Genomic DNA, 12,748 nt, shown 5'->3' with positions numbered 1-12,748 from the left:
TATTATGGCATTAACAGCAGGAATCGTTGGATTACCCAACGTTGGAAAATCAACTTTATTTAACGCAATCACTAAAGCCGGAGCAGAGGCAGCAAACTACCCATTTGCAACCATCGATCCTAACGTAGGAATGGTTGAAGTACCTGATTGGCGTTTGCAACGATTGACAGAATTAGTCAATCCTAAAAAAACAGTCCCTACAACATTTGAATTTACAGATATTGCTGGAATTGTACGCGGAGCAAGTAAAGGTGAAGGATTAGGAAATCAATTTTTAAGTCATATCAGACAAGTAGATGCAATTTGTCACGTGGTACGTTGTTTTGATGATGATAATATCACTCACGTTGAAGGTCGAGTGAATCCTTTAGAAGATATCGATACGATCAATTTAGAATTAGTCCTTGCAGATTTAGATTCTGTTACAAAACGTCATGCAAGAGTAGCTAAAATCGCGAAGACTAAAGATAAAGATGCAGTAGCTGAACTTGCTGTTTTAGAAAAAATCAAACCTGTTTTAGAAGAAGGAATTTCAGCTCGTTCAATCGAATTTACCGAAGAAGAGCAAAAAATCGTAAAAGGATTATTTTTACTAACGACTAAGCCTGTGTTATACGTAGCAAACGTTGCAGAAGAAGATGTAGCAGATACAGAAGGCAATGATTATGTACAATCTGTTCGTAATTTTGCTGCAAGTGAGAATGCACAAGTTATTGTTGTAAGTGCTCGTGCTGAAGAAGAAATTGCTGAACTTGATGATGAAGATAAAGCTGAGTTTTTAGAAGCCTTAGGTATTGAAGAATCTGGCTTGGATCAATTGATTCGTACAGCTTATGATTTGCTAGGGTTAGCGACGTACTTCACAGCAGGAGAACAAGAAGTACGTGCTTGGACATTTAGAAAAGGAATCAAGGCACCACAAGCTGCTGGAATCATTCATACAGACTTTGAACGTGGCTTTATCCGTGCAGAAACCGTTTCTTTTGAAGATCTAGACAAATATGGCAATATGCAAGCTGCTAAAGAAGCAGGCCGTGTCCGTTTAGAAGGAAAAGATTATGTTGTTCAAGATGGCGATGTAATGTTGTTCCGTTTTAACGTTTAAAAATAAATACAAGTATCGTTTTACTAAGACTGGGAGGCAATGAAATGGAACCAGAAACACTACGCAACTATGTCACTGAAAATCGCGAATTAGAAACAAAACTAACGAAACGTAATGAACAATATATTTTTGACTTGAAAAAATCAATGCAAGCTGCAAATCTTTCAGAAGAAGAACAAACAAAAGTCTTGCACGAGATGTTACCAGTCATCGTGAAAGAACAAAAAAGTGGAATTACAGCGCGTCAACTATTTGGAACGGTTTCTGAACGTATGGAGCAACTCTTAACTGTGCCACCTGAAAAACCAAATACATCACCATGGATGATGTGGGTCGACAATACGCTATTGATTTTTGGATTGTTTGGTATCGTAACGGGATTAATGAGTTTATTTACAAAACCTGAACAAAATCAGTCATTTAGCTTTATCACACTATTAGTCACAGCTGCTGTAGGTGGATGGGTATTTTATCTATCGTATAAATATATTTACCAATATGAACAACCTGGTGCGGATCGTAGCAAGCGACCAAAACTATGGAAGACGGTTTTAGTCTTAATGGCTTCATTCTTTGTATGGTTTGCTTTACTATCTGCTACTCAATTATTACCTGCACCATTAAATTTCACATTAAATCCAATCGTAACCATCGTAATTGGAGCACTAGCTTTATTAGGGCGTTACTATTTAAAGAAAAAATACAATATTGTAGGAAGCCTTTCTGTTCCACGAGCACCACGTCAAAAATAAAAAAAGAGTCAAATGGATGGCCATTTGACTCTTTTTTTATAAAATCTTATCAGATTTTCGCAAGAACTTAATCTTAGCCAGAATTAATTGACTTCTTTTCAAATATTTGATATTTTCATTGATAAAAATAAAAACGAAATTCAAGGAGTGGTTACGAAAATGTCCAACTGGGAAACAAAATTTGCCAAAAAAGGCTTCACGTTCGATGATGTACTATTAATACCTGCAGAAAGTCATGTCTTACCAAATGATGTGGATATGAGTGTACAGCTTGCGAAAAATATTACATTAAACATTCCAATTATGAGTGCCAGTATGGATACGGTAACAGATAGTAAAATGGCAATTGCGATGGCACGTCAAGGTGGCTTGGGAGTTATTCACAAAAACATGAGCGTTGCAGCACAAGCTGATGAAGTACGTAAAGTAAAACGTTCAGAAAGTGGCGTTATCATTGATCCATTTTTCTTAACTCCAGAACATACCATTGCAGAAGCAGAAGAATTGATGGGACGTTATCGTATTAGTGGTGTACCGATTGTCGAAACATTAGAAAACCGTCGTTTAGTCGGTATCTTAACAAACCGTGATTTACGCTTTGTAACGGACTATGCACTAAAAATTGAAGAAGTAATGACTAAAGATCAATTAGTCACAGCGCCTGTGGGAACTTCTTTAAAAGATGCAGAAAATATTTTGCAAAAACATAAAATTGAAAAATTACCGTTAGTAGATGAAGCAGGTCGTTTAAGTGGATTGATTACTATCAAAGATATTGAAAAAGTAATTGAATTCCCAAATGCAGCGAAAGATGAGCATGGTCGTCTACTTGTAGCCGCAGCTGTTGGTGTGACAAGTGATACCTTTGAACGTGCTGAAGCTTTATTAGAAGCAGGAGCAGATGCTATTATTATCGATACTGCACATGGGCATAGTGCTGGTGTATTGCGTAAAATCACTGAGATTCGTGCCGAATTTCCAGAAGCTACGTTGATTGCCGGAAACGTTGCAACGGCTGAAGGAACAAGAGCATTATATGATGCAGGTGTAGATGTAGTAAAAGTGGGAATTGGACCAGGTTCTATTTGTACGACTCGTGTTGTAGCAGGTGTGGGTGTACCACAATTAACTGCGATTTACGATGCAGCATCTGTTGCGCGTGAGTATGGTAAAGCAATCATTGCAGATGGTGGAATCAAGTATTCAGGAGATATCGTAAAAGCTTTAGCTGCTGGTGGCCATGCAGTGATGTTAGGAAGTATGTTGGCTGGAACAGATGAATCACCAGGTGAATTCGAAATTTTCCAAGGCCGTCGATTTAAAACATATCGTGGTATGGGATCATTAGGTGCGATGGAAAAAGGATCAAGCGATCGTTACTTCCAATCTGGTGTTAATGAAGCGAATAAATTAGTTCCTGAAGGTATCGAAGGACGCGTTGCGTATAAAGGAAGTGTTTCAGATATCTTATTCCAAATGATCGGTGGTTTAAAGGCTGGTATGGGATACGTTGGTGCTGGAAACTTAAAACAACTACGTGACGATGCACAATTTATTCAGATGAGTGGGAATGGATTAAAAGAATCACATCCTCATGATGTTCAAATTACGAAAGAAGCACCAAACTATTCAGTAAATTCATAAAAAAAAATCTGCCTGTTGGCAGATTTTTTTTTATGAAATAACACGCTCATCATCTTGACTAAAATATTGATGTAAAGGTAAAGCATCGTAGTCAAGTAGCTGATCGACTGTGACAAGTTCATAACCTTGAGCTTGTAACCAATCAATGAGTTGTGGTAATACAGCAGCAGTACTTGGTTGAATATCATGCATCAAAATAATCCCATTATCTACAACAGAAGACTGGATTTGTTGTAAAGTTTTTGCTGAATTTTTCGTTTTCCAATCTAATGAATCAATGTCCCATTGAATAATAGGGCGTCCACTACATTCTGCTACTGTTTGATTTACAGCACCATAAGGCGGTCTGACAATAGTAGGTAAAATCCCACTTGCTTTAAAAATAGCTTTATCTGTATTCTGAATTTCTTCTTTGATAGTCTCTTCTGTTTGAGTCACTAAATTTAAATGATGATAGGTGTGACTACCAATTAAGTGACCTTGTTCGTGAACTTGTTTAGCCAGATCAGGATACATTTCTACTTGCTCACCGAGTTGGAAAAAGGTAGCATGTACATTTTTTTGCTTTAGCGTCTCTAAAATACTAGGTGTTGTTGCTGGATTTGGACCGTCATCAAAAGTTAACGCAATTTGTTTTTTACCAGCATGTTCATTTTTAGAAAACGTTGCTACAATCGATGGATCAATATAGGCTGGATTTACAGCACGAGCAATTTCAGGATAATCAAGCGTAACCTGTTTTTGTTCAATTTCACTATTTTCAGGTAGCGTAATAGTTAATTGAGTTGGGGTATAAATCATTTTCGTATCCCAAGTGAAATCAGGTAAGGCTAGAACTTGATCTAAAATAGCACTAGGCTCTTTAGCTTCATCCAAAAGTTTTTGTTGTACGGCAAGGTGAATTGCAGCTAGATGTGCATCATCTACAATTAGCTCTTGTGGTGTAATTGATTGTTGAGTTGTTAAGTCAACGTATGTAGGTTCGAGTGATTTTTCACTTTTTTTAGTAAAATCTTTTTTATCCGTGTCCCAAATATAATTAGTTACTAGTGTTTTTACCTCACCAACTTGATCTGTAACGGTTTGGATATGAGTCGAGGCTAAAGTAAGGTCAGTATCAGATGTTTCTTTTTCAATAAATGAAGTTGATAATTTTTTTACTGAATCTGATAGGGTGTTATCAGTAAATAAAATGAGGTTTCCTTTTTTTTCTTGTTCAAATTGTTGATTAGAGAATGTGCTTTTTTCTAGTTGTTTAACTAATTCTTGAGTGGCATGAAGTTGTTCTTTTTCAAGCGTTTCAGCTTGAACTTTATGGACGAAATAAAGGCTAATTGGTGTGATAACCCCCAGTAATAAAATGAGTAAGACTGCTATTGTCCATTTACTGTAGAGCCATCCTTTTTTTGATTCCGGTTGTACTGGTTCTGTTGAGTTTGACATGATAAAAAATCCTTTCTAGAAATAGTAACGAAATAATCGTAACATTTTTGTAACGAAAAAACAAAAAAATAATGGATGATTAAACAATCTATCCATTATTTTTTAAAAAGCTTCATTAAGCAATTAGGCTGGCGTAATTTGAGTCACTCCGCCCATATAAGGGACAAGTATTTCGGGAATTGTCACGCTACCATCAGCATTTTGGTAGTTTTCTAAAATTGCAGCTACGGTGCGGCCAACTGCTAATCCAGATCCATTTAAAGTATGAGCATATTGAATTTTTCCTTCTTCATCGCGATAGCGAATCATAGCTCGATGCGCTTGAAAATCTTCACAGTTTGAACAAGAGCTAATTTCACGGTACATTTCTTGAGCAGGAATCCATACTTCCAGATCGTAGGTTTTAGCAGCTGAAAATCCCATATCTCCAGTAGATAGGGCCATGACACGATAAGGTAAGTTTAATTTTTGTAATACTTCTTCTGCATTTTGTGTCATTTTTTCAAGTTCTTCATATGAATGCTCAGCATCACTAAATTTAACCATTTCAACTTTGTTGAATTGATGTAAGCGAATCAATCCACGTGTATCACGACCGGCACTGCCGGCTTCAGAACGAAATGAAGGACTTAGAGCTGTAAAGTAAACAGGTAAATCTTGAGCTTCGAGAATTTCATTATTGTAATAGTTCAATAGTGGGACTTCGGCTGTTGGAATTAAAGTTAAATCAGTATTTTCTAGTTGAAAAACATCTTCTTTGAACTTAGGAAACTGTCCGCTCCCAAACATTGAATTTTCATTTACTATATAAGGTGTGATCATCTCAGTGTAGCCGTGTTCGTAAACATGTAAATCAAGCATAAAATTATATAAAGCACGTTCTAAACGAGCACCTAGCCCTTTGTAATAGACGAAGCGACTACCAGAAACTTTTGCTCCACGTTCAAAATCTAAGATTCCAAGTGTTTCCGCAATTTCCCAATGCGGTTTCGGTGCAAAGTCGAATTCTTTTGGTGTACTCCAACGTCTCACTTCTACATTATCCTCTTCATCGCGTCCTACAGGTACACTATCATGTGGAATATTAGGGAGTGTAGTTGCAATTTCTTTTAGTTGGATATCTAAAGAAGCAATTTCTTCATCTAAAGTTTTGATATCTTGACCCACTTGTTTCATTTGTGCAATTTTATCGTCTGCTGATTGTTTTTCACGTTTTAATTGTGCGATTTCTCCAGAAACTTCATTTCGTAGTTTCTTTTGTTCCTCAACTTGTACCAAAAGAGATCGACGTTTTTCATCCAATGCAACAAATTCATCGATTTTTGCTCCGTCAACGCCACGATTTGCTAATTTTTCTTTTACTTCAGTTATATTTTGACGAATCATTTTAATATCTAACATAATTTCCTCCTATTAAATAAATAATTTATGTTTTATGATAAAAAAAGCTACTCCGCCCTTGCTTTATTAGCTTGGGACGAAGTAGCTGTATACTCGCGGTACCACCCAAGTTCAGCATATCTGCTGCCCTTGATTCTCGTAACCAGAGAAGAGGATCTTTTTTTCAAAAGATACATTTTAAGTGAACTGGATTCTAAACGAGTGGACTATTGATTTTCACCAACCATCAATTCTCTAAAAATACACTGTTTATACTAGGTTCAATGTCGAAAACATATTTAGTTTTTTATAGCATAGCGGAATTTTCGTTATTCGTCAACTTCTCTTTTAATAAAGGATTTGCTACAAGAGGGAGATGGATAATAAACGATGTCCATTCAGGATTAGATTTTGCATAAATATAACCTCCATGAGAAGCCACGATACTTTGCGCGATTGCTAATCCTAAACCAGTCCCACCAGTTTCTTGTGAACGAGATTCTTCAACTCGATAGAAGCGATCAAATAATAAATCCAATGAACGTTTTGGAATCATTTTTCCATTATTTTTCACAGTAATTACGGCTTCTGTACCAATTTTTTCCACTTCAATCACGATTTCAGTCGCATTTTTTCCATATTTCAATGCATTACTTAGTAGATTATTAAAAACACGTACTAATTTTTCAGTATCGCCTTCCATCATTAAATGTTCTGGATTAGCAGAAGTTACAATAACGATATTCTTTTTGCTAGCTTCTAATTCAAAGTCAGCAGCCAACTGTTCGACTAGTTGTACCATATCAAATGAGATGATATATAAGGGGTTCTTTGGTTGTCGAACCTTTGTATATTCAAATAGGTCATCAACTAACGATTTCATTTGTTTGGCTTTGACATAGGCAGTGTGGGTATATTTTAATAGTTCTTCTTCAGAATGATATTGACGATCCTCGATTAACCCTAAGTAACCTATAATAGAAGTCAGGGGTGTACGTATATCGTGACTGACATTCGTAATCAATTCATCTTTTGATTGCTCGATTCGTCGTTCGTCTTCGATTGCAGCTACAGTACTGTCGACCAATCCATTAACACTAGTTACGACTCGATCTAAATCACCACTAAGTTCGAAAGGAATACGATGATCATAATTTCCTTCAGCAATAAAATGCAATTCACTTATAATATGACGAAGTTGCATTTGGCGATAGCGTCTAATCAAGCGCCAATACAAGATGAGGAAATCAACAACTAAAAAAGCTGGAAAAAATAAATAACGACTATTTAAAAAAATATCAGATTGAAAATTCTCAGCAAAAACAGAACGAGATTGAAATACAGCATCTTTTAAAGAAGGAGCTGTGTTTACTAAACTTTGTAAAACGACTAAAACTGCTACATTTAATAGAAGTAATAAGACAATCGTCACAATCGCTTCAGCAAAAAGTTCGCTAATTTCTTTTGAAGTTAATACAATTCTTCTTCTCATTTGTACTGGTTTATTTTGCATCTATTTTATATCCAACTCCCCATACTGTTTGAATAATCTTTTCTCCACCAGTAGCTTCTTCGATTTTATCGCGCAGATGGCTAACATGAACCATTACGGTTTTGGCAGAAACAACACTTTCTTGTTTCCAAACACGTTCGAAGATTTCATCCGCACTGAATACGCGATTTGGATGTGAAGCTAATAGATATAAGATGCCAAATTCAAGGGCAGTAAGTTGAATTTCTTTGCCCTCAATCGTTTTGACCTCATGAGAGTCTCGATTAATAATTAGAGAATTAACTTCTAAAATATCAGGTTGAGAAGAGGGAGCTTGCATATGACTTCTTCTAAGTAAGGATTTAACACGCGCCATTACTTCCAAAGGGTTGAATGGTTTAGTAACATAGTCATCTGCACCAGCCACCAATCCTTTAATTTTATCCATATCTGTTGTTTTTGCAGTAAGCATGATAATTGGAATTTGTGATTCCTTGCGTAAGGCTTTGACAACTTGCATTCCATCTACTTCAGGCATCATAATATCTAAAATCAATAGCTCGATATCATTGATCGTACGTACTTTTGACAATGCATCACGACCATCATAAGCTTTAACGGGTTCGTAACCTTCGTTGTGTAAATAAATACTTAACAGTTCTACGATTTCTTTATCATCATCGGCCACTAAAATTTTCATAACTCTATTTCCTCCATTTAGTAGTACATATTTTTCTTTTAGTGTATCATCAAATGTCAAAATAGAAAAATTTGGTAAAAAAATTTAAGAGAATATAAGAGAATGATAGACTGAGAATTAGTAGAATTTGTAAAAAAACGAATTATTTTTGGTTATTGAGATCTTTTGTAATACTTTTTGCTAAAAAAACGTATAAAAAAATAGTTAGAATAGATAAATGTAAATATATAGCTAGAAAGCCTATAGAACGGGTTTTTAGTTGACTTTATACGATAGAATTGCTATATTATTACTTGTCCTTGGAAAACTAAACATAAGTTTTTCTGGAACTAATTATTTTTTTTAAAAATAGTTGACGATCAAATTTAAAAATGATATTATAACTGAGTCGTTAAAATATAACTTGAATTAAACGTTGATGTAACAATCAATTAAATAAAAAAAGTTGTTGACAAATAACAAATAACTTGTTATGATAATGAAGTCGTTAAAAACGAATTAAATTTTGTTTTAAAAAAACTTTTAAAAAAGTATTGACGCCGATTATACGGTGTGTTATGATTTAAAAGTTGCTACAGCGACAGAATAGACCTTTGAAAACTGAACAAAGCAAGCAAACGAACCAATAGTGTAAGGTGTTTCTATTTAATAGAAGCAAAACAAAACAGCAAGCAATTATTGCTAGCGAAGTCAATTTAGAGCTTAACGATCGTAGATCGTTTCAAATTTTTTTATGAGAGTTTGATCCTGGCTCAGGACGAACGCTGGCGGCGTGCCTAATACATGCAAGTCGAACGCTTCTTACTTATCGAACTTCGGTTCACCAAGTAAGAGGAGTGGCGAACGGGTGAGTAACACGTGGGTAACCTGCCCATCAGAGGGGGATAACACTTGGAAACAGGTGCTAATACCGCATAATTCAGTTTACCGCATGGTAGAGTGATGAAAGGCGCTTTTGCGTCACTGATGGATGGACCCGCGGTGCATTAGCTAGTTGGTAGGGTAATGGCCTACCAAGGCAACGATGCATAGCCGACCTGAGAGGGTGATCGGCCACACTGGGACTGAGACACGGCCCAGACTCCTACGGGAGGCAGCAGTAGGGAATCTTCGGCAATGGACGAAAGTCTGACCGAGCAACGCCGCGTGAGTGAAGAAGGTTTTCGGATCGTAAAACTCTGTTGTTAGAGAAGAACAAGGATGAGAGTAAAATGTTCATCCCTTGACGGTATCTAACCAGAAAGCCACGGCTAACTACGTGCCAGCAGCCGCGGTAATACGTAGGTGGCAAGCGTTGTCCGGATTTATTGGGCGTAAAGCGAGCGCAGGCGGTTCTTTAAGTCTGATGTGAAAGCCCCCGGCTCAACCGGGGAGGGTCATTGGAAACTGGAGAACTTGAGTGCAGAAGAGGAGAGTGGAATTCCATGTGTAGCGGTGAAATGCGTAGATATATGGAGGAACACCAGTGGCGAAGGCGACTCTCTGGTCTGTAACTGACGCTGAGGCTCGAAAGCGTGGGGAGCAAACAGGATTAGATACCCTGGTAGTCCACGCCGTAAACGATGAGTGCTAAGTGTTGGAGGGTTTCCGCCCTTCAGTGCTGCAGCTAACGCATTAAGCACTCCGCCTGGGGAGTACGACCGCAAGGTTGAAACTCAAAGGAATTGACGGGGGCCCGCACAAGCGGTGGAGCATGTGGTTTAATTCGAAGCAACGCGAAGAACCTTACCAGGTCTTGACATCCTTTGACCACTCTAGAGATAGAGCTTTCCCTTCGGGGACAAAGTGACAGGTGGTGCATGGTTGTCGTCAGCTCGTGTCGTGAGATGTTGGGTTAAGTCCCGCAACGAGCGCAACCCTTATTGTTAGTTGCCATCATTTAGTTGGGCACTCTAGCGAGACTGCCGGTGACAAACCGGAGGAAGGTGGGGATGACGTCAAATCATCATGCCCCTTATGACCTGGGCTACACACGTGCTACAATGGGAAATACAACGAGTTGCGAAGTCGCGAGGCTAAGCTAATCTCTTAAAGTTTCTCTCAGTTCGGATTGTAGGCTGCAACTCGCCTACATGAAGCCGGAATCGCTAGTAATCGCGGATCAGCACGCCGCGGTGAATACGTTCCCGGGCCTTGTACACACCGCCCGTCACACCACGAGAGTTTGTAACACCCGAAGTCGGTGAGGTAACCTTTTGGAGCCAGCCGCCTAAGGTGGGATAGATGATTGGGGTGAAGTCGTAACAAGGTAGCCGTATCGGAAGGTGCGGCTGGATCACCTCCTTTCTAAGGAATATTACGGAATACACACGTTCGTTTCCACTTTGTTCAGTTTTGAGAGGTCTACTCTTAATACTCGGGGCCTTAGCTCAGCTGGGAGAGCGCCTGCTTTGCACGCAGGAGGTCAGCGGTTCGATCCCGCTAGGCTCCATAACGACTTTAGTCGTTAAGTTGTTCATTGAAAACTGGATATTGAAGTAAAGAAATCAAAACAAACCGAGAACACCGCGTTGAATGAGTTTTTTAATACGTTCAATTGCTTATTTTTCTTAATCATCTTCTATCGCTAGAAGACAATGATTAAAACCCAACCGTAAGGTTGATAAGGTTAAGTGAATAAGGGCGCACGGTGGATGCCTTGGCACTAGGAGCCGATGAAGGACGGGACTAACACCGATATGCTTTGGGGAGCTGTAAGTAAGCTATGATCCAGAGATTTCCGAATGGGGGAACCCAGCATCTTTTATAGGATGTTACTTTTCAGTGAATACATAGCTGATTAGAGGTAGACGCAGAGAACTGAAACATCTAAGTACCTGCAGGAAGAGAAAGAAAATTCGATTCCCTGAGTAGCGGCGAGCGAAACGGGAAAAGCCCAAACCAAGATGCTTGCATCTTGGGGTTGTAGGACTCCAATATGGTAGTACGATCAGATAGTCGAATGACTTGGAAAAGTCAGTCAAAGAGGGTAAAAACCCCGTAGACGAAATTTGGTATGCACCTAGGAGGATCCTGAGTACGGCGGAACACGAGAAATTCCGTCGGAATCCGGGAGGACCATCTCCCAAGGCTAAATACTCCCTAGTGACCGATAGTGAACCAGTACCGTGAGGGAAAGGTGAAAAGCACCCCGGAAGGGGAGTGAAATAGATCCTGAAACCGTGTGCCTACAACAAGTCAAAGCCCGTTAATGGGTGATGGCGTGCCTTTTGTAGAATGAACCGGCGAGTTACGATTGCATGCGAGGTTAAGCTGAAGAGGCGGAGCCGTAGCGAAAGCGAGTCTGAATAGGGCGTTTTAGTATGTAGTCGTAGACCCGAAACCATGTGATCTACCCATGTCCAGGTTGAAGGTGCGGTAAAACGCACTGGAGGACCGAACCCACGTACGTTGAAAAGTGCGGGGATGAGGTGTGGGTAGCGGAGAAATTCCAATCGAACTTGGAGATAGCTGGTTCTCTCCGAAATAGCTTTAGGGCTAGCCTCGGATTTAAGAATGATGGAGGTAGAGCACTGTTTGGACTAGGGGCCCATCTCGGGTTACCGAATTCAGATAAACTCCGAATGCCATTCATTTATATCCGGGAGTCAGACTGTGAGTGATAAGATCCATAGTCGAAAGGGAAACAGCCCAGACCACTAGCTAAGGTCCCAAAATATATGTTAAGTGGAAAAGGATGTGGGGTTGCACAGACAACTAGGATGTTGGCTCAGAAGCAGCCACCATTTAAAGAGTGCGTAATAGCTCACTAGTCGAGTGACCCTGCGCCGAAAATGTACCGGGGCTAAACATATTACCGAAGCTGTGGAGTGTACCTTTGGTACACTGGTAGGAGAGCGTTCTAAGGGCGTTGAAGGTAGACCGTGAGGACTGCTGGAGCGCTTAGAAGTGAGAATGCCGGTATGAGTAGCGAAAGACAGGTGAGAATCCTGTCCACCGAATGACTAAGGTTTCCTGGGGAAGGCTCGTCCGCCCAGGGTTAGTCGGGACCTAAGCCGAGGCCGACAGGCGTAGGCGATGGACAACAGGTTGATATTCCTGTACTCGTTGTTTTTGTTTGAGCAATGGAGGGACGCAGGAGGCTAAGGAATGCAGACGATCGGAAATGTCTGTCCAAGCAACAAGTCTTAGTGAGAGTCAAATGCTTTCACTTTCAAGGACAAGTTGTGATGGGGAGGGAAATAATAGTACCGAAGTTCCTGATGTCACACTGCCAAGAAAAGCTTCTAGTG

General features: G+C 39.3%; 7 protein-coding genes, 1 tRNA gene, 2 rRNA genes and 1 other annotated feature. Of the genes, 6 read left to right on the top strand and 4 right to left on the bottom strand.

Annotation, left to right across the window (positions count from 1 at the left end; translation table 11 throughout):
- Positions 1-4 precede the first annotated feature (4 nt).
- The 3 genes from ychF to guaB all read left to right on the top strand — a co-directional run bounded on the left by ychF (position 5) and on the right by guaB (position 3,501).
- A complete protein-coding gene (ychF, locus tag I573_RS03820) occupies positions 5-1,105 on the top strand; it encodes a redox-regulated ATPase YchF (protein WP_016186260.1) in 1,101 nt (366 codons plus the stop codon).
- 44 nt (positions 1,106-1,149) lie between these two features.
- Positions 1,150-1,857, top strand: a complete 708-nt coding sequence (locus tag I573_RS03815) for a DUF1129 domain-containing protein (protein ID WP_016186261.1) — start codon at positions 1,150-1,152, stop codon at positions 1,855-1,857.
- A 159-nt stretch (positions 1,858-2,016) separates the two neighbouring features.
- Complete coding sequence (gene guaB, locus I573_RS03810) at positions 2,017-3,501, top strand: IMP dehydrogenase (RefSeq protein ID WP_016186262.1); 1,485 nt, start codon at positions 2,017-2,019, stop codon at positions 3,499-3,501.
- Between the two features lie 30 nt (positions 3,502-3,531).
- Here the strand turns inward: guaB and I573_RS03805 are convergent, their stop codons facing one another.
- The 4 genes from I573_RS03805 to croR form a co-directional block, all read right to left on the bottom strand.
- Complete coding sequence (locus I573_RS03805; protein WP_016186263.1) at positions 3,532-4,944, bottom strand: polysaccharide deacetylase family protein; 1,413 nt, start codon at positions 4,942-4,944, stop codon at positions 3,532-3,534.
- Between the two features lie 123 nt (positions 4,945-5,067).
- A complete protein-coding gene (gene serS, locus I573_RS03800) occupies positions 5,068-6,345 on the bottom strand; it encodes a serine--tRNA ligase (protein WP_016186264.1) in 1,278 nt (425 codons plus the stop codon).
- Between the two features lie 69 nt (positions 6,346-6,414).
- Positions 6,415-6,624: a binding site (T-box leader), on the bottom strand.
- 7 nt (positions 6,625-6,631) lie between these two features.
- Positions 6,632-7,837 (bottom strand): sensor histidine kinase, encoded by a 1,206-nt coding sequence (locus tag I573_RS03795; RefSeq protein WP_016186265.1) that lies wholly within the window; start codon positions 7,835-7,837, stop codon positions 6,632-6,634.
- Positions 7,827-8,516, bottom strand: a complete 690-nt coding sequence (croR, locus tag I573_RS03790; protein ID WP_016186266.1) for a response regulator transcription factor CroR — start codon at positions 8,514-8,516, stop codon at positions 7,827-7,829. Before croR ends, I573_RS03795 begins: the two co-directional genes overlap by 11 nt.
- Before the next feature lie 729 nt (positions 8,517-9,245).
- Between croR and I573_RS03785 the strand changes: the two genes are divergently transcribed.
- From I573_RS03785 to I573_RS03775, 3 genes are all read left to right on the top strand, one after another.
- Positions 9,246-10,802, top strand: a 16S ribosomal RNA gene (locus tag I573_RS03785).
- 72 nt (positions 10,803-10,874) lie between these two features.
- Positions 10,875-10,947: transfer RNA gene (locus tag I573_RS03780), tRNA-Ala, on the top strand.
- 175 nt (positions 10,948-11,122) lie between these two features.
- A 23S ribosomal RNA gene (locus I573_RS03775) occupies positions 11,123-12,748 on the top strand; the annotation flags it as partial.

Origin of the sequence: Enterococcus sulfureus ATCC 49903 (assembly GCF_000407605.1) — a bacterium.
Taxonomy (GTDB): domain Bacteria; phylum Bacillota; class Bacilli; order Lactobacillales; family Enterococcaceae; genus Enterococcus_G; species Enterococcus_G sulfureus.
Note: the sequence above shows the minus strand (reverse complement) of the source record. Positions and strands in the feature narration are given on the sequence as shown.